Origin of the sequence: Burkholderia sp. Ax-1719, assembly GCF_011753055.1 — a bacterium.
GTDB lineage: Bacteria > Pseudomonadota > Gammaproteobacteria > Burkholderiales > Burkholderiaceae > Paraburkholderia.
On sequence record NZ_VWWJ01000002.1, the window covers coordinates 331,317 to 357,154 of the forward strand.

General features: G+C 62.9%; 24 protein-coding genes. 14 read left to right on the top strand and 10 right to left on the bottom strand.

Going from position 1 to position 25,838, the window contains the following annotated elements; translation table 11 throughout:
- Positions 1–15 precede the first annotated feature (15 nt).
- The 6 genes from F3J17_RS06500 to F3J17_RS06525 form a co-directional block, all read right to left on the bottom strand.
- Entirely contained in the window at positions 16–936 is a 921-nt protein-coding gene (locus F3J17_RS06500) for a LysR family transcriptional regulator (RefSeq protein ID WP_167055050.1), read from the bottom strand.
- Positions 937–1,105: 169 nt separating this feature from the next.
- A complete protein-coding gene (locus F3J17_RS06505; protein WP_167055052.1) occupies positions 1,106–1,765 on the bottom strand; it encodes a M24 family metallopeptidase in 660 nt (219 codons plus the stop codon).
- Positions 1,766–1,856: 91 nt separating this feature from the next.
- Positions 1,857–3,167 (bottom strand): MEDS domain-containing protein, encoded by a 1,311-nt coding sequence (locus tag F3J17_RS06510; RefSeq protein ID WP_167055054.1) that lies wholly within the window; start codon positions 3,165–3,167, stop codon positions 1,857–1,859.
- A 199-nt stretch (positions 3,168–3,366) separates the two neighbouring features.
- Entirely contained in the window at positions 3,367–4,680 is a 1,314-nt protein-coding gene (locus F3J17_RS06515) for an FAD-dependent oxidoreductase (RefSeq protein ID WP_167055056.1), read from the bottom strand.
- A gap of 66 nt (positions 4,681–4,746) precedes the next feature.
- Positions 4,747–6,129, bottom strand: a complete 1,383-nt coding sequence (locus tag F3J17_RS06520; RefSeq protein ID WP_167055058.1) for a glutamine synthetase family protein — start codon at positions 6,127–6,129, stop codon at positions 4,747–4,749.
- 127 nt (positions 6,130–6,256) lie between these two features.
- The gene (locus F3J17_RS06525) at positions 6,257–6,421 is read right to left on the bottom strand and encodes a hypothetical protein (RefSeq protein WP_167055060.1); all 165 of its coding nucleotides are present in this window, start codon (positions 6,419–6,421) and stop codon (positions 6,257–6,259) included.
- Between the two features lie 238 nt (positions 6,422–6,659).
- Between F3J17_RS06525 and F3J17_RS06530 the strand changes: the two genes are divergently transcribed.
- The 11 genes from F3J17_RS06530 to F3J17_RS06575 all read left to right on the top strand — a co-directional run bounded on the left by F3J17_RS06530 (position 6,660) and on the right by F3J17_RS06575 (position 18,222).
- A complete protein-coding gene (locus tag F3J17_RS06530; RefSeq protein ID WP_167055062.1) occupies positions 6,660–7,130 on the top strand; it encodes an Lrp/AsnC family transcriptional regulator in 471 nt (156 codons plus the stop codon).
- 576 nt (positions 7,131–7,706) lie between these two features.
- On the top strand, positions 7,707–9,350 hold the full coding sequence (locus F3J17_RS06535; protein ID WP_240160854.1) for an APC family permease: 1,644 nt from the start codon (positions 7,707–7,709) through the stop codon (positions 9,348–9,350).
- Positions 9,351–9,459: 109 nt separating this feature from the next.
- Positions 9,460–10,299: a polysaccharide deacetylase gene (locus tag F3J17_RS06540; RefSeq protein ID WP_167055065.1), complete on the top strand. Its 840-nt coding sequence runs from the start codon at positions 9,460–9,462 to the stop codon at positions 10,297–10,299.
- Positions 10,296–11,369: a C45 family peptidase gene (locus F3J17_RS06545; protein WP_205194657.1), complete on the top strand. Its 1,074-nt coding sequence runs from the start codon at positions 10,296–10,298 to the stop codon at positions 11,367–11,369. Before F3J17_RS06540 ends, F3J17_RS06545 begins: the two co-directional genes overlap by 4 nt.
- Before the next feature lie 28 nt (positions 11,370–11,397).
- On the top strand, positions 11,398–11,817 hold the full coding sequence (locus F3J17_RS36000) for a VOC family protein (protein ID WP_205194658.1): 420 nt from the start codon (positions 11,398–11,400) through the stop codon (positions 11,815–11,817).
- A complete protein-coding gene (locus F3J17_RS06550) occupies positions 11,814–12,614 on the top strand; it encodes an SDR family NAD(P)-dependent oxidoreductase (RefSeq protein ID WP_167055067.1) in 801 nt (266 codons plus the stop codon). Before F3J17_RS36000 ends, F3J17_RS06550 begins: the two co-directional genes overlap by 4 nt.
- Positions 12,615–12,641: 27 nt before the next feature.
- Positions 12,642–13,673 (top strand): Rieske 2Fe-2S domain-containing protein, encoded by a 1,032-nt coding sequence (locus F3J17_RS06555; protein WP_167055069.1) that lies wholly within the window; start codon positions 12,642–12,644, stop codon positions 13,671–13,673.
- On the top strand, positions 13,670–14,632 hold the full coding sequence (locus F3J17_RS06560) for a PDR/VanB family oxidoreductase (protein WP_240160829.1): 963 nt from the start codon (positions 13,670–13,672) through the stop codon (positions 14,630–14,632). The genes F3J17_RS06555 and F3J17_RS06560 overlap by 4 nt, the downstream gene beginning before the upstream one ends.
- Positions 14,633–14,679: 47 nt before the next feature.
- Complete coding sequence (locus F3J17_RS06565; protein ID WP_167055071.1) at positions 14,680–15,471, top strand: gamma-glutamyl-gamma-aminobutyrate hydrolase family protein; 792 nt, start codon at positions 14,680–14,682, stop codon at positions 15,469–15,471.
- A 93-nt stretch (positions 15,472–15,564) separates the two neighbouring features.
- On the top strand, positions 15,565–17,064 hold the full coding sequence (locus tag F3J17_RS06570; RefSeq protein ID WP_167055073.1) for an aldehyde dehydrogenase: 1,500 nt from the start codon (positions 15,565–15,567) through the stop codon (positions 17,062–17,064).
- Positions 17,065–17,085: 21 nt separating this feature from the next.
- On the top strand, positions 17,086–18,222 hold the full coding sequence (locus F3J17_RS06575) for a porin (protein ID WP_167055075.1): 1,137 nt from the start codon (positions 17,086–17,088) through the stop codon (positions 18,220–18,222).
- Here F3J17_RS06575 and F3J17_RS06580 read toward each other — a convergent pair.
- Together F3J17_RS06580 and zwf are read right to left on the bottom strand one after the other, a co-directional pair.
- A complete protein-coding gene (locus F3J17_RS06580) occupies positions 18,219–18,944 on the bottom strand; it encodes an ROK family protein (protein ID WP_345891148.1) in 726 nt (241 codons plus the stop codon). The genes F3J17_RS06575 and F3J17_RS06580 overlap by 4 nt on opposite strands.
- A 102-nt stretch (positions 18,945–19,046) precedes the next feature.
- The gene (gene zwf, locus F3J17_RS06585; RefSeq protein ID WP_167055076.1) at positions 19,047–20,684 is read right to left on the bottom strand and encodes a glucose-6-phosphate dehydrogenase; all 1,638 of its coding nucleotides are present in this window, start codon (positions 20,682–20,684) and stop codon (positions 19,047–19,049) included.
- 358 nt (positions 20,685–21,042) lie between these two features.
- Between zwf and F3J17_RS06590 the strand changes: the two genes are divergently transcribed.
- Positions 21,043–21,972, top strand: a complete 930-nt coding sequence (locus F3J17_RS06590) for a hypothetical protein (protein WP_167055078.1) — start codon at positions 21,043–21,045, stop codon at positions 21,970–21,972.
- Between the two features lie 59 nt (positions 21,973–22,031).
- Here F3J17_RS06590 and F3J17_RS06595 read toward each other — a convergent pair whose 3' ends face one another.
- Positions 22,032–22,655 (bottom strand): glutathione S-transferase, encoded by a 624-nt coding sequence (locus tag F3J17_RS06595; protein ID WP_167055080.1) that lies wholly within the window; start codon positions 22,653–22,655, stop codon positions 22,032–22,034.
- 79 nt (positions 22,656–22,734) lie between these two features.
- Positions 22,735–23,640, bottom strand: coding sequence for a LysR family transcriptional regulator (locus tag F3J17_RS06600; RefSeq protein ID WP_167055083.1), 906 nt, complete (start codon positions 23,638–23,640; stop codon positions 22,735–22,737).
- A 115-nt stretch (positions 23,641–23,755) separates the two neighbouring features.
- Here F3J17_RS06600 and leuC point away from each other — a divergent pair, with 115 nt between their 5' ends.
- Positions 23,756–25,168, top strand: a complete 1,413-nt coding sequence (gene leuC / locus F3J17_RS06605; protein ID WP_167055085.1) for a 3-isopropylmalate dehydratase large subunit — start codon at positions 23,756–23,758, stop codon at positions 25,166–25,168.
- The gene (gene leuD, locus F3J17_RS06610) at positions 25,161–25,799 is read left to right on the top strand and encodes a 3-isopropylmalate dehydratase small subunit (protein WP_167055087.1); all 639 of its coding nucleotides are present in this window, start codon (positions 25,161–25,163) and stop codon (positions 25,797–25,799) included. The genes leuC and leuD overlap by 8 nt, the downstream gene beginning before the upstream one ends.
- The last annotated feature ends 39 nt before the right edge of the window (positions 25,800–25,838 follow it).

The following is a 25,838-nucleotide window of genomic DNA, read 5'->3' on the forward strand; positions in this document are numbered from 1 at the left end:
TGTGGTTCAACGACTTCAGCGAATCAAACCCTTCGCCACGCCAGCCACCAGATGACGCAGCCAGACTGCCGCCGTGCTGCGATGCGTGCGGTCGTGCCAGAGTTGGTAATAGGTGAGCGCGCGCGGCTCGCCGGGCAAGGGCTCGATGCGCAGCGGCAGCAGATTGCAGTAATGCGTGGCAAGTGCGCGCGTTGTCGTGAACAGCAGATTCGAGCGCATCAGCACATAAGGCGCCATGCCGAAGTAGGGCAGCGTGGTCGTGACGTTGCGCGAGAGGCCATTGCGCGCGAGTTCGGCGTCGATCGTACCCAGACCGGTGGCGTTGTGCGTCGTCACGGCTAGATGCTCGGCCTCTTCGTAGATGGCCTGATTGAGCGTGCCGGGTTTGACCGGATGTTGCGCGCGCATCAAACAGACCAGATCGTCCTTGCACAGCGGCTGCAAATGCAGATGTTCAGGCGGCGTGCGCCAGTTGCCGATCACCAGGTCAAGCGTGCCGCTTTCCAGCCCATGTCCATAGCCGCCGTCCACCATCATCAAGTGCTGGAATTCGATGCGTGCGCGCGGCGCCTGGGTATGAAACGCATCGACGATGGCGGGCAGAAAAAACACGTCGAGATAATCGGGCGAGCCGATCAAAAACGTGCGCCGTGTGGTGGACGGATCGAACGCCGTGGTGGGATTGAGGATCGCGGTAATGCCCGCGAGCGCCTGCGCGGCCGGTTCGATCAGCGTGAGCGCGTGGCTGGTGGGCACCATGCGGCTGCCGCTTCGCACCAGTAGCGGATCGCCTGTCATCGCGCGCAGACGGCGCAGCGCGACGCTCACAGTGGGCTGCGATTGCCCGAGCAGCGCGGCGGTGCGCGAAACGCTGGCTTCGGTAATGAGCGTGTGGAGAACCTTGAGCAGATAGGAGTCGATGACTTCCCGGGACATGCGAACCGCCGATGATGTAGACACTTGTACCTGTTGTATACGTGTCGATATATCGGGTCGTCAAATCAGGGAAATTGCCTGGTGGGCGCGCGAGGCCTTGCTGGGCGGGGTTTATGATGCGGCGTGCATCCTGACTATGTTGCCCGCCGCATGAAGTCGCGCAGGCAAATCAAGCCAGCAGGTCCTCGTAAAACGCGCCAAAAGGCCGCGTGGGATGCGCGATCTGGATTTCGAGGATCCACAGCCCCGCAGCGGGCGCGTGGTCGAAATCGGCGAGATTGCCGGCCTTATAGATCGCGTGCGGAAAGTCGCTCACGCGATGGCCCTTGATGTCCACGTTCAAACGCCAGCCGTGCGCCTGCGCGCGCTCGGCCGCGTAATCGTACAGCGCCGCGCCGCTGCAACCGGTCGTGCGCCAGTGCGCGGCCACTTCGTCGTAGACGGTTTTCGCATCGTGTGCGCAGCGCTGCATGTCGGCATCGTCGCCGGTCACGAAGGTCGCGCCCGCGTCGCCTTCGTGGCGGTCCCAGACCACGCCCAGATCGACGAAGAAAATATCGTTCTCGCCCAGCACGGGATCGCCGTCGGAGCGCTCCTTGAAGGTGCGCAGCGTGTTTTCGCCAAAGCGGATCAGCACCGGGTGCCAGATGCGGTCCATGCCCATCTGTTGAAGGATGGCCTTGCCTTGCGCGTTGGCTTCGGATTCGAGCATGCCGGGCTTGATGGCCGCGGCGATATTCTCCACGGCCTCCCAGGTCTTCACGCGCGCATGTTCCATTGCAGCGGCGGAAAATGGCGCGCCTACGGCTTCTCGGGTATCGCTATTCACGTGCGGGGACTCCATCGTTGGGGTTATCGGTATCAATATATTCTCGCGTATATATCGAAACTTTGACAACGCCCAGGCGACGGAGGTGCATTCAGCTTGCGCTGTTTTCGCTGTTGCCGCCGTTGAACGGCATGCGGAAGGTAAAGCGCGTTTCGCTCTCGTCTGATTTCAGCTCGACGGTGCCGCCATGTGCTCGCGCGATTTCGGCGACGATGTAGAGGCCCAGCCCCAGGCCGCGCTGCTCGTCGCGCACGTTGCCGCGCGTGAACGGCGCGAACAGCCGTGCGTGCAGCTCGCGCGGAATCACCGGCCCCTGGTTGCTGACGCTCAGCACGAGTCCGTCGTCGTCGCTGGCGCTCACCACGACGGGCGCACTTTGCGAGCCATAGGTCAGCGCGTTCTTGACGAGATTGGAGAGCATGCGCGCCATATAAACCGGGTCAGTGGCGATGGGGCGCTTAATCGACATCGCAAGCTCAATCTCACGATGCGGGTGCGCGAGGCGCAGTTCCTCCACCGCATGGCGCAGCGACGCTTCCAGCCCGTCGTGCTTCAGTCGCAGCGGCATGCCGTCGACCAGACGGCTGCGGCTCGCATCGGAAATATCGTCGATGAGCGCCGTCATATGGCGCACGCTGCGGCCAATGGTTTCGGAGATCGCCCGTTCGCGCTCGTCAAGTTTGCCCAGACGCAGCAGCCGCGCGCCCGCGCCGATGGCCGCGAGCGGATTGCGCAGGTCATGGCCCAGCACGGCAAACGCCTGGATGGCGTCGATATCGCGTTGAGTTTCGGCAGTGGGGGCGGACGAACGCGCGTCCGTATCGAGATCGGAAGCCGCGCTGCGCAGCACGAGCTGGTGCCGGTCAAGCATCTCGCGCGTAGCGGCGGCGTCGATGCCGTCATGTTGATAGCTGCACATGCAAATCAGTTGGCGGCCGCGCACCATCTGCTGCACGCTCGACTCGTAATCGAGGAAATCGTCCCATTGCGCTTTTTCGACCCACGAGCAATTGCCGTTAGTGCGCAACCCGCGATAACCGGCGGCCAGTGCTTCACGCTCGCGTTCCAGCAAACCCGCGATCAGCGCGTCCGCGCGCAGCGTTTCGCCTTTTGCGTAGAATGTGCGCACATCCTGGATTTCGATCTGGCCTTGCTGCTCGCGCGCGTCCAGGTCCGGCACGACTTCGCGCAGGGCGGCGCGCGCGTCGTCGGCGCTGAAAGGCGCTTCGGTCACCCACAGACAGCGCTCGTGATTCTCGAGGCCCGCCTGAAAGTAGGGGACGAGGACGTCGCGCAAATCATCGGCCGAGCGATAAAGCTGGCCGATATGGCTGCCCCACGAGAGCAGCGGCAATGACGCAATGCCCGACGGTGCGTGGGATTGAGCGGGTTCTTCTTGCATGGTCCGACGGAGTAAAAAAGGCGTGCCATTGAGGATGGCTTCGAGGCGGCGATACGTGGTCGCCGCCTCACATCTCAATATACTCCGTCTGCTACATCGCGCGTCGGCAGAACGGGGTCTTTCTCCCGTTTCATTTCCTTTCATTCGCCTTGGGTCGGTAAATATTGCCTTTTCGATGCGGGGCGAATAAACCGGTGGCCTAGCGCAGGCGTTCGAGCATCTGGTAGTACCACATGCCCGCCGCGAGCAGCGGATTGCCGATTAGATCGCCCATCGGTACGCGCACGTGACGGCACGCGGCAAACGTATCGAAACGTCCGAGCGTGCCGGTGATCGCCTCGGCCATGATTTCGCCCATGATGTGGCTCGTGGCGACGCCGTGTCCCGAATAGCCCTGGCAATACCAGACGTTGTCCGACAGTTTGCCGAGCTGCGGAATGCGGTTGACGACGATCCCCATCGCGCAGGTCCATTGATAGTCGATGCGCACGCCTTTGAGCTTCGGGAAGGTCTGCTCGATGCAAGGCAGCAGTTCGGCGGCGACATCGCGCAGGCCATGTCCCGAATAATTCGCGCCGCCGCCGAACAGCAGCCGCCCATCGGCGGTGGGCCGGTAATAGTCGAGCACGAAGCGGCAGTCGTACACCGCAAGCTGCTGCGGATTGATGGTGTGCGCGAGATCGCCGAGCGGTTCGGTCGTCACCAGCCCGCCCATCGCCGGAAAAATCTTGCCGCTGAGTTGCGAGCGCGCGAGCTTGTGGTAGACATCGCCTGCGAGCAGCACCTGATTCGCGCGAATACGTCCTTTCGTGGTGGTGATGGTGGGCGTCGCGCCATGCACGATATCGATGACTTCGGAGTGCTCGTAGATCGACGTCCCCAGGCTTTCCGCCGCACGCGCCTCGCCGATGCAGAGATTCAGCGGGTGCACATGCATATTGCGCAGGTTTTTGAGCGCGCCGCTATAGATATCCGTGTCCAGGTGCTGGCGCACGGCGGCGCGATCGAGTAGTTCGACCTGGTCGCCCATGCCGCGCCGCTGCGCTTCTTCGTAGCTCGATTCGAGTTCGCGCAGATGCGAAGCCTTCATGGCCGCATGCAGATGGCCGTTGCGCAGATCGCAGTCGATGCCATAGCGCGCCACGCGCGCGCGGATGATGTCGTGGCCACGCCAGCGCAGCCACCAGATGAAATCGTCGACATCATCGCCGAGCGTTGCGTGCATCTGCTTGCGCATGGCCGCGTCGCCGGAAAGACTGCCGGTAATCTGGCCGCCGTTACGCCCGCTCGCGCCCCAGCCGATCTTGTGCGTTTCGACCAGCGCGACTTTCAGGCCGCGCTCGGCCAGTTCCAGCGCGGTGGCGACGCCCGTGAAGCCGCCGCCGATGACGGCGACATCGGCGCGATGCTCGCCTTCGAGCGTGGGGTAAGCGGTCTCCTGACCGATGGTGGCGGTGTAATAAGAGGGCTCGCGCTCAGGCGCGGCCCGCTGCAAGGGAATAGCTGCATTCATGAGGAATCCTGTTCGATAGTGACTGGGCTGTTTTGCGCATCGAGCGCATCAAACGCATCAAACGCATCACGCCTGATGCAGATACCAGCGCCAGTCCTGCTCGCCCACTTCGCCCATGAATTGCCGGTACTCCGCGCGTTTGATCGCGAGAAACACCTTCAGGAAAGCCGCCCCAAACACATCGCGTGCCCATGCCGAGCGTTCGAGTGCGTCGAGCGCGCTCAGCCAGTCGGTCGGCAGATAGGAGGTGGCCTGTGCATAGCCATTACCTTCGACCGGCGCGCCCGGATCAAGCTTCTCGCGCACGCCGTAATGCGAGGCGGCGAGGATCGCGGCGGCCGCGAGATACGGATTCGCATCCGCGCCACAGACGCGATGCTCGACATGGCGGCTAGGCGCCGGGCCGCCCGGTACGCGCAGGCTCACGGTGCGGTTGTCCACGCCCCAGGTGGGCGTGAAAGGCGCGTAGCTATTCGCCTGGAAGCGGCGGTACGAGTTGGCGTTCGGGCAGAACATCAGCATCGAATCGAGCAGGCCGTGCAGCATGCCGCCCACCGCGTGACGCAGCATCGGCGTGCCGGCCTTGTCTTCGGATGCGAAGAGGTTCTCGCCTTGCGCGTTCGCGAGGCTCACGTGCATATGCATGCCGGAGCCCGCGATATCGGCGAACGGCTTGGCCATGAAACAGGCGGTCATGCCGTGTGCGTTGGCCACGCCCTTGACGATGCGCTTGTAGCGCACCGCGTGGTCCATCGCTTCAAGCGCGGGGCCGTGTTCGAGCGTGATCTCGACCTGGCCTGGCGCGTATTCGGAAATGGCCGTGCGCACCGGAATGCCCTGATCGCGGCAGGCGTCGTAGAGGTCCTTGAGGAAGGGCTCGATCTGTTCGAGTTCGCGCAGACCGTAGACCTGGGTGGTGCGCGGGCGGCGGCCGTCGGTGTCGAGCGCGGGCTGCGGACGGCCTTGCGCGTCGGCGCGCGCATCGAGCAGATAGAACTCCAGTTCGCACGCCATCACGGGATATAGACCGTCGGCCTGCAATTGATCGACGATACGCGCGAGCAACTGACGCGGATCGGCCACGCCTGCGGGCAGGCCTTGTTCCGGATGCATCTGCACCTGCACGGCGGCGGTGGGCATCTTGCGCCACGGCAGGCGCACGAGGCTGCCGGGCAGCGGATAGGCGCGGCAGTCGATATCGCCGACATCCCAGACGAGGCCGCTGTCTTCGGTGTCGTCGCCGTTGATCGTGAGGTTCATGATCGCGCTCGGCAGCGGGCGGCCGTCACGATAGACAGCGAGCAGTTCATCGCGATGCAGCAGCTTGCCGCGCGGCACGCCCGCGGCGTCGACGATAAACAGCTCGAAGAGTTCGATATCGGGATGGCGGGCGAGAAAATCGAGGGCTTCCTGCTCAGGGGCAAACGGGGTGGTAAAGGTTTTGGTCATGGGGGTCTCATGGCGCGCTGCCGCTGGCTGCGCGCGTGCGTGACCCGCCGCGCGGCGCGGTCGGGCCGGATGTCTCGGTCGAATAGCTCGGGAATGCGTCAGTGGACGCGAATCGGCGTGATGCCGATCAGGCGAGCGCGAGGGCCGGAGGGCGGGCGTGGCGGCAATGAAACTGCGCCCAGAACGCCAGGATCACGTTCAGGAGCGGATTGAGACGCGCCGCCACCACGCGCGCGCGCAGGTTCGCCGGATCGGGCGAGCAGCGGGTGCGGTCAGGGCGGGCGGCGGGCATGGTGTCTCGTTATGCGATGTGTTCGGGTATTGAAGCTTGAAGCGGCCACAAGCAGCGCAATGCGCAACATGAGGCTGGCAATCCTGCGCAATTCGTCGATGCGGTACGCTTTTGGTCGTGAGCGAGCCGCAGGCAGCGCGCTGGATTTGCGCATTCAATCTACCAAGGAAGTTTTTGGTTTGCAATGCGTTAAAATTCCAGGCTGATTCTGCGCACCCCATTCGGAAAGACAAAGACCATGCCGAATTCCATACTCGACACCCTCGATTACCAGATCGTCCGTGAGTTGCAGGAAGACGGGCGGCGGGCGTTCCGCGAGATTGCGCGTAACGTCAACGTGCCCGAAGCGACGGTGCGCACGCGCGTCAAGCGCCTTCAGGATCTGGGCATCTTGCAGATTCTTGCTTTCACCAATCCCTCGAAGCTCGGCCAGGCCAAGCTGGCGCTGCTGTTCGTTGAGGTGGATCCACAGGATCACGACCGCACCGTCGACAATCTGGGGCGCTGGTCCGAGGTGAGCTATCTCTCGACCACGCTGGGCGGCGCGGATCTGTGCGTGCAGGTGCTGTGCCGCGACGACGAAGGGCTCTTCGCGCTCCAGCAGCGCATTCGCGCGCTGCCTGGCGTGCGCGAAGTGCGCATGATGCACGAGGTCAAGGTCCACAAGATCCGTTTCACGCTGCCGCCCGCCGAGACGGAAGTGGAGTGAGACTGCGCGGCGCAGCGCGCGCCGCTAACCTGCCAAAAGCGCCCTGGTCGGCGCTGTTGCGCAAATAAGACGTGTTGTTTTTGCGCTTTGCGCATCCTCGAATGCCCCGATATAGCGCATTGCGCCGGGCGTATTCGCATCTCTCTGTACCCATTTCCCTCCTCAAACGATGCCGGGCAACATGTTCGGCGTCGCGCTGGCGCGCGTCTTTGCCACTCTGAAATGCCGATGTAAGCCCGCCTGCGCAAACAAGGTGCAACGCGCTCCATGTTTGCGCATCGCTGTTTTAAACGCGCTGTGAAATACGCAATGCGCAGTTATTAGGGTTAAAAAGTATACACATGCGCAATTTGCTCGCTTAGGATTCGCTCATCGCGTGCTAGCCGCCGTTCAACCCCGACACGAGAGAGAATCCATGCGAACCACGTATTCAGACCGCGCCCTGGCGCGCGGTCTTTGCCTCGATGGCCCGCGTGCGGGACGGCGCAACCTGGCCGCCCGTTCGACCCATGACGCTTGCGCCGTGCAGCGCAATGCGCAACCGGGAGCGCCGCGATGACCACTCACGACGATCTGATGGCGAGCGCGCCGCTCGCGTCGGCAACCACCACCACGTCGGCCCACGGCGATACGGCCAGCGAGGGCGACGTGCAAGGCCACGAACTCCACCGCAATCTCAGCTGGAAAGACGCGTTCTGGGTCACTAGCGGCGTGCCCGTGGGCGTGCTGTTCACGATTGGCGGCGTGGCCGCGACGATCGGCCAGCCCGCGTGGTTCGTCTGGGTGCTGGCGATCCTGATCGGCTTCGCACAGTGCTTCACCTACGCGGAAATCTCGGGCCTCTATCCGCACAAATCGGGCGGCGCGTCGGTGTATGGCGCGCTGGGCTGGGTGCGCTACAGCAAGTTCGTCGCGCCGGTTTCGGTCTGGTGCAACTGGATCGCGTGGTCGCCGATGCTCGCGCTTGGCACCAGCCTCGCGGCGGGCTACACGCTCAGTTGTCTGTTCCCGGCCAACGCCGCGATCAACACCTGGCACCTCACGCTGCTCGATCTGGGCTTCATCACCAAGGGGCTGACGCTGCGCATCAACGCGACCTTTGTGCTGGCGCTGGGCTTTCTGCTAATCGCGTTCAAGCTCCAGCATGCGGGCGCGTCGGCGGCGGCGCGCACGCAGCGCATTCTCGGTATCGCCTCGCTGGCGCCGCTGGTGCTGGTCTCGCTCGTGCCCATCTTCACCGGCGATATGCCCGCCACCCACTTCCTGCCGATGCTGCCGCTCACGCACGACGCCACCGGCGCGGCCATCATGGGGCACTGGAACGCGGCGGGCGTCAGCACGGCGATGGGCGCGATGTTCCTCGCCTGCTGGTCCACCTTCGCATTCGAAACGGCGGTGTGCTACACGCGGGAATTCCGCGACCCGAAAAAGGACACCTTCAAGGCGATCTTCAGTTCGGGACTGCTGTGTCTGTTCATGTTCGTGGTGGTGCCGATCGCGTTTCAGGGCGAACTCGGGCTCAAGGGCATGCTTGCGCCAAGCGTCGTAGACGGCTCGGGCGTGGGTGCAGTGATGGCGGGCTTCGTGCACGGCGGCGCGGTGGTGTTCAACGTGATCGTGGTGATGATGGTGCTGTCGATCCTGCTGCTGGTGATGACCTCGATGATGGGTTCGTCGCGCACGCTCTATCAGGCGTCTGTCGACGGCTGGCTGCCGAAGTACCTCTCACATGTGAACGGTCACGGCGCGCCCACCCGCGCGATGTGGACGGATCTCGCCTTCAACGTGGTGCTGCTGCTGATGTCGGACTACATGACGGTGCTGGCGCTGTCGAACGTCTGCTACATGATCTTCGTATTCCTGAATTTGCAGTCGGGCTGGATTCACCGTCTCGATCGCGCCGACTGGCCGCGTCCGTATCGCTGCCGTAACTGGGTGCTCGGTCTGGGTGCGCTGTGCGGGTTCGTCGATCTGGTTTTTGTGGGCGCCGGTGCGAATTTTCAGGGCGAAAACACCTTGCGCAATGGCGTGATCGCCATGCTGCTGATCGTGCCGGTGTTCTGCTACCGCCACTACGTGCAGGACAAGGGCCGTTTTCCCGAATCGATGCGCCGCGATATCGAACTCAAGCATCCGCGCGCCGGCATCCTGCCTTATCTGGCGCTCGCCGCGGCCATTGCCGTGGTCTGGATCAGCGCGAAGCTCACCGTAATTACCTGATGCGCTAAGCCGCTCCCGCCGCACCCCTATATCGACGATGTCCGCGCGTAATTTGCGCGCGGCGGGGGACGGCTTGCGCCTTCACTTTCGTAACCTGCGAGTTCTGACGATGACGACTCATCCGATCGCCACGCCCAAGTGGCCCGACACGAAATCGACCGCCGTGTCGCTGACCTTCGACGTCGACGCCGAAGCCGGTTATCTCGGCGAAAGCCCGAGTTATGCGCGCCGCCTGACCAGCCTCTCGGAAGGGCGCTTCGGCGTGGTGCGTGGTGTACCGCGCATTCTCGAACTGCTGCGCCGCCACCATATCGCCGCGACTTTCTTCGTGCCGGGTCATACGGCCGAGCGGCATCCCGGCCTCGTAGCACAACTGCTCGAAGAAGGCCACGAAGTGGGGCACCACGGCCATATGCATTTGCGCAGCGATAAATCCACGCCGCAGCAGCAGGCCGAAGAAATGCACGCCGGTCTTGCCGCGCTCGCGAAAGCCGGTGCGCCGAAGCCTGCGGGCTATCGTTCCTCGTCCTGGGAACTTACGCCGGAAACGTTCGAACTCCTGATCGAATCGAAATTCAAGTACGACTCCAGTTGCATGGGCGACGACCGACCGTACCGCGAGACCTGGGAAGGCCACTCGATCCTGGAACTGCCGGTGCACTGGTCGCTCGACGATTATCCGATGTTTGGCTGGAGCATCGACAACGGCGGCAACTTCAGCGCGCCGCGCACGCTGGTGGACACGTGGCTGGCCGAATATGAATCGGCGCGCCGTGATGGCCGTCATACCACCTTCACGATGCATCCCGAAGTGATTGGCCGTGGCGCGCGTTTCGATCAACTGGAGCGCTTTGTCGAGCGCCTGGTGGCCGACGGCGACGTCTGGTTCGCGCGTCTCGACCAGGTCGCGCAATGGGTCGAACCGCGCCTCGCGAAGGAGGCGGCATGACGACTGTGTTCCGCTCGACGGCGCTCGAACCGGCCGCCCGTGGCCGCGAATTCGGCGCGGCGCATGCAGCGAAAGTGCGTAGCGGCGTCGCACGTTATCGCGCGTTGTTCGAGCGCGCTGCGCAAAAGCCCTTCGACATGGCCGAACTCGGCGCCCAGGCGCTGGCGCAGATTCGTGCGTTCGCGCCGCCGTTGTTCGACGAGATCGTCGGTATGGCGGAAGGCGCGGATGTCGATGTGCGACTCGTTGGCGCGATCAACGCGCGCACGGAAATTCTCGCCTATGTAGGCGCGCCGTTGCGCGGCGAATGCTCGACCGTGGTGCAGGTCGACCCGTGGAGCGCGCGTCCCGTTGCGGTGCAGACCTGGGACTGGTACGCCGAATTTGCGGATCAGTGGCTCACGTGGGAGATTCCGCACGCGAACGGCCACATGACGACGACGGTGACCGAATACGGCATCGTCGGCAAGGCGGGCGTGAACGGGCGCGGTCTGGGCGTGCATTTCAACATCCTGCATCACGAGCGCGACGGCGCGAGCATCGGCGTGCCGGTCCATGTGGCGTCGCGCTGGATGCTCGATAGCTGCGCTGCGCTTGACGATGCATTGCGTTTGCTGGCTGCTGCGCCCGTCTCGGCTTCGTCGTCGCTCACGGTGATCGCCAGCGCCGACGACAGCAGCGCTGCGGTGTCGGTAGAGCTTTTTCCGGGCGGCCCAGGCCTGGTCTTTCCCGACGCGAACGGCCTGCTGGTCCACACCAATCATTTCCTCGCAGGCGCAGCGCAATCCGGCGACACCGAGCCGCGCCGCTACCCGGACACGCTCTTGCGCCACGACCTGCTTACGCGCCGCCTCGCGCGGCACACGCGTCTTGGCCCGTTGCAGGTGATCGGCGCGATGAACAACCACTTCGGCGCGACCACGGCCGTGTGCTGTCACCCGGACGCCAACGCACCGGAAAGCGGCCAGTACGCCACGCTCGCGACCATCGTGCTGGACGTGGCGGCGGGGCGTCTCGACGCGCTGCCAGGCGGTCCGTGCGGCCATGCGCGTTTGCCTGCCGCTAATTGATTTTCCTGAACTTGATAAGGATTACAAAATGCTGAAACTCAAACGTCTCGACAATATGGACATCCTCACGCCGGATGTGCAGCGTCTGGTCGACTTCTATCACGGCACGCTCGGCCTGGGCTTCTTCCTGCCGTATGAGCCGCAGGAACATTGGGCCGCCATCGAATTGGGCAATGTCACGCTTTATATCTTCCGCACCGAAGACGCCACGCCGGTCGAACGTCGCACGGCCGTCAATCTGAAAGACAAACCGGGTTTCGACTCCTTCGCATTCGAAGTCGAAAATCTTGACGATGCAATCGGCGCGCTGGATGGGAAGGTGCAATGGGTCACCGACGCGCCGATCGAATGGCAGCACCCGAACGGCACGCACTATCGCTATCGTCCGATGTTCGATCCGGACGGCAACATGCTCTACGTCACCGAGCCGCACAAGGTGCACGCATGAGCGCCGCAGCACGCACAGCGCCGGAAGCGGTGTTGACACTAGCGGCGGATGCTGGGCGTCTCGCGGGGCGCGTGGCCTTCGTGAGCGGCGCGGGACGGGGCGCGGGCCGCGCGCATGCGCGCCTGCTGGCGCGTCGCGGCGCAGCAGTGGCCGTGGTGGATATCGATGCGGACGTGGCGCAGGCAACCGTCGCTGAAATCGAAAGCGAAGGCGGCCACGCAATCGCAATTGCCGCTGACATCACGCACCGCGAGCTTGCCGAACGCGCGATTCACGAGACCGTTGACAGTCTGGGCGCGCTGGACATCATCGTGCACAACGCGGGCCGCATGTATTCGCTCACCGGACTCGAAGCCACCGATGACGCCGACTTCAACGCGCTGCTCGAAATCAATGTGCACGCGCCGCTCTTTCTCACGCGCGCCGCATTGCCGTATCTCCGCAGCAGCCGCGCGCCGCGCGTCATCTTCATCAACTCACAGTGGGGCCAGGTGCCCGACGGCCACTCGTACGCCTACATGGTCGCAAAGGCCGCGCAACTGGGTCTGATGAAAACGATGGCGAAGGAGTTCGCACCCGACGGCATTCTCGTCAACGCGGTCACGCCCGGCGCGATCCTCACGCGCATGGTGCCCGACGACTGCATCGCGGGCGAACAGGCCGCAATTCCGCTGGGCCGTCTCGCGCATCCCGAGGAAATCGCCAGCACCGTGGCGTTCCTCGCATCGGACGAAGCGGCCTTCATCACCGGCCAGTCGATTGCAGTCAATGGCGGCGCGCTCGTCGTCGGCGCCTGATTTATCCCTTGTTTCAAGAGGTTTTTTATGTCCACGCAACCTTCTCTTCGCATTCAGGCCGAGCGCGCGCTGCGCCGGCAATGGTTCCCGGTGGTGCGCTCGGCTGATCTGGCGAAGCCGCAAAGCGCCACGCTGCTCGGCGAGCGTCTCGTGGTCTGGCGCACGGCATCGGGCCAGGCTGTCGTGCAGGATGCGCGTTGCCCGCATCGTGGCGCGGATTTCGCGCTTGGCAAGGTGCACGGTGAGAGCATCGCGTGCCCGTATCACGGCTGGCAATTCGCCGCCGATGGCGGGAAGTGCTCGCATATCCCGTCGCTCGAAGATCAGTGCAAGATTCCGCCCAACGCCGCGATCCACACGTATCCCGTGATCGAGCGTTTCGCGCATGTCTGGACCGTGCTCGACGCGCCCGCGACCGAACTCTACGACCCCGCGCACTGGCGCGAACTCGAACTCGACTGGCTGGCGGCTACGCCGCTCGAATCGCCCACGGGCGTGGCCGTTGCCATCGAAAACTTCCGCGATGTCGCGCATTTCCCTTTCGTGCATGAAGTGTCGATGGGACCGTCGAAACACGTGGTGGAAGCGCTCAAGGTGCGCCGCGAAGGACTCGACGTGTGGATGGAGCGCACGCTCGACGCGGGAGAGGGCGACTGGGCCAATGACGGCGACTGCCTGATGCAGTATCACTGCGGCGCGCCAGGTTTCGCTTCGATCACCTATCACTACGAGCGTCTTGGAAAGCGCATCGTAGCGGGCTTCCCTTCGCCGGTGGCCTATGACGAGGTGCGCATTTTCTGGGGCGTGGCGAACGAGCGTGGCTATCGCGGGGCCGATCTCGAAGAGTGTCTGCGTATCGAGGAAATGGTCTATCTGGAGGACATGCCGATTGCCGCGACGATCCGCCCGCGCGAAATCGACTGGGACGGCCAGGTCGCGGAGCATTCGGTGCCCGCCGATCTTTTCACGCTCAATTACCGACGCGCATTCCGCGAATTTATCGAACGTGCGAAGCCGCTCGCGCCCGTGTTTCCCGTTGAAGTGACGGCGGCCGTATGAACGCGCGCGCCGCCGCTTTCGAGGCGCGCATCGTGGCGATGCGCCTTGAAGCCCTGAACGTGATGTCGCTCGAACTGCGTGCGCTCGATGATGCGGAATTGCCTGCGTGGCAGCCGGGTGCGCATGTCGATCTCGTGCTGCCTTCGGGACTGATACGCCAATATTCGCTGTGCGGCGATCCGCAGGATCGGCGCTGTCTGCGTATTGCTGTGTTGCGCGAAGAAGCGGGACGCGGCGGCTCGCGCGAAGTACACGACATGTTGCGAGTGGGCCAGAGCGTGACGTTGCGGGGCCCGCGCAATGCGTTCGAACTCGCGCCGGCCGACGATTTTCTGTTTGTCGCGGGCGGCATCGGCATCACGCCGATCATGCCGATGCTGCGTGCCGCTCAGCGTGCCAACGCGCGTTGGCGTCTGTTATACGGCGGTCGCTCGCGCGCTTCGATGGCGTTTGTCGACGAGCTGCTGGCATTCGGCGGCGAACGCGTATCGATCCTGCCTGCTGATGAGACCGGGCTGCTCAATCTTGATGCCGTCGTGGCTGCGGCGCAAGCCGGGGCGCAAGTGTATAGCTGCGGGCCGGGCGCGTTGCTCGATGCGCTCGGCGAACGTTTCGACGCTGCTGGGCTTGCTTCGCAACTGCATCTCGAGCGCTTTGCCGCCGCTCCACTCGCGCCCACGCAACAGGCACAGGGCACATTGCGCGTGATTCTCGCGCGCAGCGGCACGCAGGTGGACGTACCGCCCGATTGTTCGGTGATGCACGCGCTGCGCGCGGCGGGGCATGAGGTGCCGTCGTCGTGCGAGCAGGGCGTGTGCGGGATGTGCGAGACGCGCGTGCTGGACGGCGTTCCGGATCATCGCGATCAACTGCTGACCGAAAGCGAACGCCAGCGCGGCGACGTGATGATGCTCTGCGTCTCGCGTGCGCTCACGCCAACTTTGACGCTCGATCTCTAAGGCACGGGGACGAGTGTTCGATGGCATTGACTAACAGGTAATCAGGAATGCAAATAGAGTGTGTGATCGGCGTAATCGCCGATCGAACCCAGATTGGCCTGCATTGGGCGCACGCGGCGCACGACAAGTATGTCGCGCCCATCATCGACGGGATGGGCGCGCTTGCGGTGTTGCTGCCCGCGTGCGGCGGCAGGCAGCGTGTGGAAGCGGTTATGCGTTGCGTCGATGGTTTGCTTTTTACGGGCAGTTATTCCAACGTCGAGCCGCATCGCTACGGCGAAGGACCCAGCGCGCCCGGCACCCTGCACGATCCGCAGCGCGACGCCACGACGTTGCCCTTGCTGCGCGCAGCGATTGAAGCCGGCGTACCGGTGCTGGCGATCTGCCGCGGCTTTCAGGAACTCAACGTCGCCTATGGCGGCACGCTGCATCAGGCCGTGCATGCCGTGGAGGGCTTTATCGATCATCGCGAGAAGCGCGACGCATCGCTCGACGAGCAATACGGCCAGGCCCATGCGCTTTTAATCGAACCAGGCGGCCTATTGGCAGCGTGCGCTCGCGGCGTGCTGAAAGCGCTGGAAACACAGGTGAATTCTTTACACGGCCAGGGCATCGCGCGGCTGGGCGAGGGCTTGCGTGTAGAGGCACGTGCGCCGGATGGCTTGATCGAAGCGGCGAGCGTGATGAACGCGCAGGCATTTGCATTAGGCGTGCAATGGCATCCCGAATGGCAGTACGACGATCAGCCTCTATCGCAGGCAATTTTCGCGGCGTTTGGCGCGGCTTGCCGTGAAGCGCGCGAGGCCAAAGAAGCGATCCTTGCTGGCTGCGCGTCATAAGAACGCTGAGGGCGATGACATGGAATGGCGCGTGCTACTGCGCATGACGATTGAAACAACGATCGACGGCAAAACGAAACGATGGACTCCCCCATGGAAACGAATTTGAAACCCAGTCTGGACGACTGGCTTGCGCGACGCGAGACCCTGGCGATTGAAACACGTCTGTTTATCGACGGCGCGTATTGCGAGTCCTCAAGCGCCAAGCGTTTCGACTGCATCAGCCCAATCGATGGCCGCTGCCTGGCCCAGATTGCTCACGCGGGCGAAGCCGATGTCGATGCAGCCGTCGCGGCGGCGCGACGGGCTTTTAACGCAGGCATATGGGCCAATCTCAACCCGCGCCAGCGCAAGGCGATCCTGTTGCGCTTCGCAGCCGCGCTGCGCGCGCATCAGGACGAACTTGCGTTGCTCGAAACGCTCGACGCTGGCAAGCCCATCGCGGATACCACCACGGTGGATATTCCCGGCGCAGCGTATTGCCTCGAATGGTTCGCGGAGGCCATCGACAAGACGGGCGGCGAAGTCGCACCGGCCGATCATCATCTCGTCGGACTTGTCACGCGCGAGCCGATTGGCGTAGTCGCTGCCATCGTGCCGTGGAATTTTCCCCTGCTGATGGCCGCGTGGAAGTTTGCGCCCGCGCTCGCAGCGGGCAATAGCGTCGTGCTCAAGCCATCGGAAAAGTCACCGCTGACTGCCATTCGCATTGCGCAGCTTGCGCATGACGCGGGCATTCCTGCGGGCGTCTTCAACGTCGTGCCAGGCGATGGCGCGACCGGCCAGCACCTGGCGTTGCATGGCGATGTCGATTGCGTGGCCTTCACCGGATCGACGGCGGTAGGCAAGCAGATCATGCAGTATGCGGCGCAATCCAATCTCAAGCGCGTGTGGCTCGAACTGGGCGGCAAATCGCCGAATATCGTGCTGCCCGATTGCCCCGATCTCGACCGCGCGGTGCAAACCGCCGCTTCGGCGATCTTTTACAACATGGGGGAAATGTGCACGGCGGGCTCGCGCCTGCTCGTGCATCGAGCGATCCGCGAACGCTTCATGGCGAAACTGCTCGACGCCGTGCGGGCGTGGCAGCCTGGCAATCCGCTGGACCCGGCCACAGCGATGGGCGCGATCATCGACCGTGCACAACAGGCGCGAGTGCTCGCGCTGATCGAATCGGGCCGTGCGCAAGCCACGCTGCTAGCTGGTGGTGGCGCCGTGCGCGAGGCGACAGGCGGCTTCTACATCGAGCCGACCATTTTCGAAACCACGTCCGACACGCGTATCGCTCGCGAAGAAATCTTCGGACCCGTGCTTGCTGTCATGACCTTCGATACTGTCGATGAAGCAATCAGGATTGCGAATGATAGCGAGTACGGATTGGCTGCCGCAGTCTGGACCGCCGACCTCACGACGGCGCACGAAGTCTCGCGACGCCTTCGTGCGGGTACGGTCTGGGTCAACTGCTACGACGAAGGCGGCGACATGAATTTCCCGTTCGGCGGCTATCGGCAGTCGGGCAACGGACGGGACAAGTCGCTGCACGCGCTGGAAAAGTACACGGAACTCAAATCGACGCTGCTGCGGCTGCGTTAATCCAATTGATAGGGGCAGGCAATGAAGGCGAAAGTCGGGGTGCTGGCAGGCTTGTTGTGTGCGTCGCTGGGCGCGCAGGCGCAGAGTAGCGTAACGCTGTTCGGCGTGCTGGATGAAGGGCTGAATTTCACGAGCAACGCGGGCGGCCATCGGGCCTGGCAGACGTCGAGCGTCGATCTGGCGACGAGCCGCTGGGGCATCAAGGGCAGTGAAGATCTGGGCGGCGGACTGCATGCAATCTTCGATCTGGAAAGCGGCTTCACGATGGACGATGGCAAACTCTATTACGGCGGCCGCCTGTTCGGCTATCAGTCGTACGCGGGCTTGCAATCGGACCGCTTCGGCACGCTTACCTTTGGACGGCAATTCGATTCCATCACCGACGTGATCGGCTCGATAACGGCTAATGGCAACTGGGCGGGCTTCCTGTTCTCGCATCCGCTCGATAACGACAATACCGATGCCTCATTCCACGCCAGCAATTCGGTCAAATTCACTTCGGCGACTTATGGCGGCTTGAGTGCTACGGCGCTCTACGGCTTCGGCAACCAGGCGGGTGGCTTTGCTAGCAACCGTGTTTTTAGCGCCGGCCTGAATTACGCAATCGGCACGCTGACCCTGGGCGCGGTGTATGAGGATCTGTCTTCGCCGGGCACGACTGCGACGGGCAGCGTCGCATCGGACGATGCCAATTTCGTCGCCGCGAATCAAAAGACCTACGGTGTGGGGGCGAGTTATGGCATCGGCGCTGCCGTGCTTGGCCTGGTTTACACGCATGTGGCGATCGGGCAGCCGGCTTCGTCGCTTTATGTGGGCGATTTCGGTGCGGATGTGTCGAAGCTCAATTTCGATAACGTCGAACTGAACGCGCGCTACAACCTGCGCGACGATGTGCTGGTGGGCGCGATGTACACCTACACGCGCGCGCATCTGGGCCGCAGCAATGGTGACGCTTCACGGCACTGGAATCAATTCGGCGTAATGGGCCAGTATCTGCTGTCGAAGCGCACGTCGGTCTATGCGCAGGCGGTCTATCAGACACTGAGCGGCGGCGACGGCAGCACGCCGCTCGACACCGCCTATATCCCGGGCTCCGCCGGCGCGTCGTCGAACGGACATCAGTTCGTCGCGCGCGTGGGCATGTCGCACTCGTTCTAGCGCGTCTCGCGTATCGAAAGCGGATGCCAGAGCCGCGCGCCGCCTTCGATACCGCGATCGTTCGGCACGGTCGCCACATTGGGCGGCAGATCGAAGGTGAGCCGTTCGGCGTTGCCGCCGCCTATCCACAGCTTGTCGTAATGAACGAGCGATTCGAGTATGCCAATCACCTTCTCCACGCGTTGATTCCAGCGCTTGTTGCCTGCCTTGCGGCGCGCGGCGTCGCCAATATATTCGTCGTATGCGTGTTTTTTGCTGACCGGGTGATGCGCCAGTTCCAGATGCGGCATCAATTCGCCGTCGCGAAAGAGCGCAGTACCCGCGCCCGTGCCCAGCGTCAGGACGAATTCCAGCCCGTGGCCTTCGATAGCGGCAAACCCCTGCATTTCCGCATCGTTGATCATACGCACTGATTCAATGCCCAGACGCTCGCCTAGCATCTGCGCGAGCGGCACATCGTTCCAGTCTTCCAGGCCCAGATGTGGCGCAGTCAGCACATGGTTATTGCGCACGAAGCCCGGAAAGCCGATCGAAACACGCGTAGGCGAATATTGTTCTACGAGCGGCGCGACGAGGGTATGCAGCGTATCGACCAGCAGGGCGGGCGGACAGGGGTGCGGTGTGGCCACGCGCACGCGTTCGGTCAGCATATGGCCTTGCGCATCGACGATCGCGGCTTTCAGTCCCGTGCCGCCGATATCGATGGCGAGGATGTTTTCGATCTTCGGCGCAGCGGCTTTTTTTGCGCTGCGCGTTGGCGCGGCTTTCGCGCGTGTGGTGGTTTTAGCGCTCTTTTTTGTGATCACAGCTCCTCCGTGCCTGTTTTACGACTTTTTAGGTTCTGATGGCGTAAGCGTACGCCATGCGCGGCCATCCTGCGCGAGTAGTGCATCAGCCTCTTTGGGGCCCGCGCTGCCCGATGCGTAGCCGTGCACCGGCACCGCTTCGCCATCCTTGGGATGCAGTACGGCGTCCACGGCGGCCCAGGTGGCTTCGATACTATCGGCGCGCTGGAACAGCGTGGCGTCGCCCAGCATGCAGTCGTAAAGCAGCGTTTCGTAGCCCACGTTGGCATGCTGCGCGAAGAAGTCGTCGTAGTCGAACGCCGAGCGCACTGCGCCAATTTCCATCACCGGTCCCGGCGTTTTCACGTTGAAATCGAAGCTCGTACCGTGTGACGGATCGATGCGCAGCGTCAGCACATTGGGCGTTAGCGCATCGACAGGCGTGTCGCGAAAGAGCCGGAATGGCACGCTCTTGAGTTGCACTGAAATCTCCGTGCGCCGCGCCGCCAGGCGCTTGCCTGTGCGCAGATAGAACGGCACGCCCGCCCAGCGCCAGTTGTCGATATATACGCGCGCAGCGGCATAAGTTTCCGTGGTGCTGTCTTTCGCGACGTTGGGTTCGTCGCGATAGGCCACGCCCTGCGGTCCCTTTTCATACTGGCCGAACACCACGTCTTGCGGCGTGAGCGGCTTGAGTGCATCGAAGATTTCGGCCTTCTTGTCGCGTACGGCTTCAGCGTCGAATGAGTTGGGCGGCTCCATCGCAATCATGCCGAGCAACTGGAACAGATGGTTCGGCACCATGTCGCGGAACGCGCCGGTCTGCTCGTAGAAACTGCCGCGTCCTTCTACGCCAATCACCTCGGCGGCCGTGATCTGCACGCTGTCGATATATTCGCGCCGCCAGATCGGCTCGAATAGCGCATTGGCAAATCGCACCGCCAGAATGCTCTGCACCGTGTCCTTGCCGAGAAAGTGGTCAATGCGATAGATCTGCGATTCCTGCGCGAAATCCAGCAGATGCCGGTCGAGATCGCGCGCGGAAGCGAGATCGGTGCCAAACGGCTTTTCGATCACGATGCGGCGGAAGGCGGCGCGCTCGTGCTCGTCCTCGCCTTCGTCCTCATTGAGCAAGCCCGCTTTGCCCAGCCGCTCGATGATCGGCTTGAAAAAACGTGCGCCCACGGCGAGGTAGAACACGACGTTTGCTTTCGTCTTTCCCGATCCCGTGAGTTCCTTGGCGAGGTTTTGATAAAGCGCGTCGTCCTCGAATTCGCCCGCCTGATAGTCGAGGCGTTGCGCGACCCAGTTCCAGGCGTTGTCGTCCAGCTTGCCTGCGTGGAAAGTGCTGGCCTTGTCGGCGGCGAACTGTTCGAGCGCGCCATGCAGATCGTCGCGCCATTGCTGGGTTTCGCGCTCGCCATGATTGACGCCGATGATGCGCATGCCATCGTCGAGCAGACCGTCGACGGCGAGGTTGTAGAGCGCGGGCATCAAGAGACGTTTGGTCAGATCGCCGCCCGCGCCGAAGATCACCAGCGTACAGGGCGGCGCGCGATGTTTGCCGGCCGGCGCCGCCGAGGGCGCGGACGCGTCATGCGCATGGACGGGCACTTTGGCGCTGGCGCGCGCGGCAGGGGAGGCATCGGCAGACGCATTCGCAGTTTTCGTAGACATGATTTCGCTTTGGCTATCCGTTTCGAATGAGAGTTGACCCGCGGGTGATCTGTCGAAGTCAGCAAAATCGATACCTTGAATGACAACGCGCAGGGTCTTGCGGTTCCCTGTGTGAGCTTCGTGGGCGTAGGCATTCTGTAAATACGCGTAAGCAGAAAGCGTTGAAATCCGCTTGAAACGCCTCCTTCTGGTGCACTGCAGCGTTTGCGCCGCGCGAGTTGGCAGGGTTCACGGAGTTGTATCGCAAGCTGAGGTAGCCTCTCGCAAAGCGCTCAGTTTGTTGCGCGTGTTTGGGTCGAATCCGGTAGTAAGCAAGTAATCAGGCGACTGTTATCTTGACCAGATGGAGGCAACTACGATGGCAACGAAGCAAGCAACGCTGTACGTTCTGCAGGCCCGTCCCCCGGCGATCATCGCGCTGTGGCCGGACGGCTCGCACGAAGTGGTGCTCGCCAACCTCACGCGCACGCCCGACGGCATCAAGGTGGACGCAGAAAGCGAGGTGGTCTACTGGACCAACATGGGCACCGGCATTCATCTGATCGACGGCGATCCGGCCTCGGGCGCGGTGCCGCCCAACGACGGCACGATCGAGCGCGCGAATCTGGACGGCAGTGCCCATGAAGTGCTGGTGGCGTCGGGGCTGGCGGGCACGCCCAAGGAACTCGTGCTCGACAAGGAAAGCGGCCACCTCTACTGGTGCGACCGCGAAGGCATGCGCGTGATGCGCGCGCGCCTGGACGGCAGCGAAGTGACGGAACTGGTGGTGACCGGCAATTTCCCCGCCGATACCGAAGACGCCACGCGCCATTGCGTGGGCATCGCGCTCGACAAGGCCAATGGCCACGTCTACTGGACCCAGAAGGGGCCGCCCGATGCCGGCCAGGGCCGCATCTTCCGCGCGGGCATCGAGCTGCCTGCGGGCGCGCATCCCGCGCAGCGTCCCGATATCGAATGCCTGCTGGCCGATCTGCCGGAACCCATCGACCTCGATATCGATCATGCCAACGGCGTGCTCTACTGGACCGATCGCGGCGACGACGCGCACGACGGCAACACGCTCAATCGCGCGCGTATTACGCCCGAAGGGCTGGTTGGGCGCGAGGTGCTGGCGCGAGAACTCAAGGAAGGCATTGGCGTGTCACTCGACGCCCGTGGCCGCCGTGCGTTCGTGACCGATCTGGGCGGCAATGTACGCGAACTGAATATCGACACGAAGGAAGTGTCGCATTTCACCACGGTCGCCCATCTTGGACCGCTTACGGGTATCGATTACATCGATAGCTGAGCAATCCCAGCTTGACTGCCCGGCCGCGAAGTCGCGCTGGGCAGTCTTTCGACGGTGTTTCAGGTTAGCGAACTATTGGCATAAGCCGCTGCGCCCGCGCGCTTGCCCAGTCGCTCCATATAGGCGCTCACGCCTGGCAGTTCAGGCTTCTCGAACGGCGTGCCGAGCCAGCGGTTCACGGACAAACCAACCGGAATATCGGCCAGAGAGAAGCTTGCGCCCGCAACGAATGCGCCAGTCTCCTGCAAACGCGCATCGAGAATGCGCATATTCTGCGTCCATTGCGCGATCGACTTCTCGATTTCCTGCGCATTCTGATGCGCTTCAGACTGCCGAACCAGCGCGAGAAACGCATAACTCCACGAGCGGTTCAGGTCGGTGGCCTGCCAGTCCATCCATTGATCGACACGGGCGCGCGCGAACGGATCGGCGGGATAGAGAGCCTCGCCGTCATAGCGACCGGCCAGATAGCGGATGATCGAATTCGATTCCCAGAGCACGAAATCGCCGTCCTTGATGACGGGCACGAGCGCGTTTGGGTTCAAGGCGATGAATTCGGGCGTTTGCGTCGAACGGAATCCCGATCCCCAGTCTTCGCGCGTGAAGGGTAGATTCAATTCTGTGCAGGTCCACAGCACCTTGCGGACGTTGATGGACGAGGTCTTGCCGAGAATTTCGATCATGGCGCGGGCGTGATGAGGGTGGGGTGTCGATAATCGCGCGTTCAGGTTTTGCGCGCAAGGGCGACGTCACGCTGTTACTTCATGCGGGTGCTTCATGTGGGTGCTTCAAAAATTCCGCCACGAATTCCACAAAGACCCGCACCTTCGCGGACAGATTCAGGCGTTCCGGATACACCGCATAAATATCGGCGGCGGGCAACGACCAGTCGGCAAGCAGGCGCGTGAGCCTGCGCGCGTGAACATAGGGCTGCACATCCCACTCCGAACGCACGACGATGCCGTGTCCATCCAGCGCCCAACGCAACGTCGCCTCGCCGTCGTTGCTGCTCATCACGCCGTGGACTTTCACCGTTTCGTGCCGCTTGCCCTTGGTGAAATGCCAGGTGCCATAGGCGGTGTCGTTCTCGCGCAGCACGATGCAGTCGAGCGCGCGCAATTCAGCAGGCGTTTTCGGCACACCATGTTGCGCGAGAAAGGCAGGCGATGCGCAGACCACCCGCCGGTTGCTCGCGATCTTCTTGCCGACCACGCGCTGGTCCGGCAGGTCGCCGAAGCGGATGCCCACGTCGTAGCCCTGCTCTGCGAGATTCATTGGCCGGTCCGTGAGATCGAGTTGCACCTGTACATCGGGATGCTGGCGGCGAAACGCCGATAGCGCCGGAACGATGTGACGCCTGCCGAAACCGAATGTGGCATTGACCTTCAGTAATCCTTGCGGTTTATCGCGGCTGCTGGAAACCAGGCGCTCAAGCTCCTGCACCTGCTCCAGCAGTTTCGTGCCGGTGGACAGATACAACTCGCCTTCCTGGGTAATGGCGAGCCGCCGCGTAGTGCGGTTCAGGAGCTTCACGCCAAGACGCCGCTCGATCTGGCTCAAGCGCGTGCTGATGGCTGGCGGCGTCACGCCCATGTCGCGCGCGAGCGCGGACAGGCTGCCTTGCGTAACCAGTCGGGCGAAGAAGTCGAGATCGGAGATCGGATCCATTGTTAAATTTAATTTAAGAGTGGCTTTAGTTGTGCTCCATTTTAATGCGTTGATCGCCCAATTACACTAGCGCAAACGATCCGGACAGGCCTTTGTCCGGAGCCTGGAGGAAACGATGGGACAGACGCTTTATCAGAAGATCACGAGGGACCACACGGTTTTCCGCATCGACGATCAGCACGTTGCGCTTTACGCCGATCTGCACATCATGAACGAGTACACCAGCCCGCAGGCTTTCGGCGCACTGGATGCGAAAGGGCTGGGCGTGCGTTGCCCCGAAAAGCAGATGGGCGTGGTGGACCATGTGATTCCCACGCACCCGGTTGCCGCGGAAAAGCGCACGATCATGATCGACGCGGCCGCGCATCAGGCCGCGAATTTCACGCGCAACTGCCAGAAGCACGGCATCCATCTGTTTGACGTCACCGACCGCGAACAGGGTATCGAACACGTGGTCGCGCCCGAAATCGGCCTGATTCGTCCGGGCATGGTGGTGCTGTGCGGCGACAGCCATACGACCACTTACGGTGCACTGGGCGCGCTGGGGTTTGGCATCGGCACCTCGGAAGTCGAGCATGTGCTGGCGACGCAAACGCTGGTGTATCGCGTGGCGCAGGACATGCGCATTCATGTCGATGGCGTGTTGCCGGACGGCACCACCTCGAAAGACCTCGTGCTCTACATCATTTCGAAAATCGGCGCGCAGGGCGCGCGCGGTTTCGTCGTCGAATATACCGGCACGGCCATTGCGGCGCTTTCGGCGGAAGCACGCATGACGCTGTGCAATATGACCGTTGAAGCGGGTGCGCGCGGCGCGCTGATCGCGCCGGACGATATCAGCGTTCAATATGTAAGCGAACGCATTCAGGGCTTCACGCAGGAGGAGATTGAAGCGTTCGCCCTGCAGTGGAAGCAATTGAAATCGGATGCGGACGCAACGTTCGACGTCACGCATCGTTTCGACGCAGGCGAAGTCGCGCCATTCGTCACCTGGGGCACCAGCCCCGATCAGGCGATTGCGGTCAATGCGCTCATCCCGGCGCTGGCCGCCGATGCGCTCGAACGCAGCAACGCGCGCAAGGCGCTCGACTACATGGGGCTCGACGCGGGCCAGGCCATCGACGGCCTGGCGGTCGATCACGTCTTTATCGGCTCCTGCACCAACGCACGCATCGAGGATCTGCGCGCGGTGGCCGCGATCGTGCGCGGGCGCAAAGTGGCGGAATCCGTGCGCGCGATGGTGGTGCCGGGTTCGGGCCGCGTGCGCGAACAGGCTGAACGCGAAGGCGTGGCGCAAACGCTGATCGACGCGGGTTTTGAATGGCGTCAGCCCGGTTGTTCGATGTGCCTGGCGATGAACGACGACATCCTCTCGCCGGGGCAGCGCTGCGCCTCCACCACCAACCGCAATTTCGAGGGCCGCCAGGGGCGCGGCGCACGCACCCATCTGATGAGTCCGGCGATGGCTGCCGCCGCCGCGCTGGCGGGCCGTATCGTCGACGTACGCAAGGAGTTCCAGCATGGCTAAGCCGTTCGCAATCTCAGGCACGGCCGCGCCGCTGCCGCTCAACAATCTCGACACCGACCAGATCATGCCGAAGCAATTCCTGCTTGGCATCGACAAATCGGGCCTCGCCCAGGGCGTGCTCTACGACCTGCGCTATGACGCGCACGGCCAGCCGCGCGAACGTTTCGTGCTGAATCAGCCGGAATACGCGGGCGCGAAGATTCTGGTGGCAGGGTCGAATTTCGGCTGTGGGTCCAGCCGCGAACATGCGGTGTGGGGTTTGCAGCAGGCAGGCTTTGAAGCCGTGATCGCGCCGAGCTACGGTGAGATTTTCTATTTCAACGCCAGCAATAACCGTTTGCTGGTGGTGACGCTGCCGCTCGAACAAGTCGAGGCGCTGGTTGCCGAACTCGAAAACAGCCCAGAAAAAAGCGTCACGATCGATGTAGAGAACGAAGTGGTAGTGACGCCCGCTGGCCAGCGCTATGCGTTCTCCTTGCCCGCGCGCCAGAAGCAGATGCTGGTGGAGGGGCTCGACATGGTGCGGATGACCTTGCGCGATGCGGACAGGATTGCCGCATTTGAAACGGAGCACGCCCACGCGCGCCCGTGGTGTCGTATCGATTTACCGGCGCAGCAGCAACGTCGCTGAAACCTGCTTTAAACCCCACCCATTCCAATAACGAAAGCC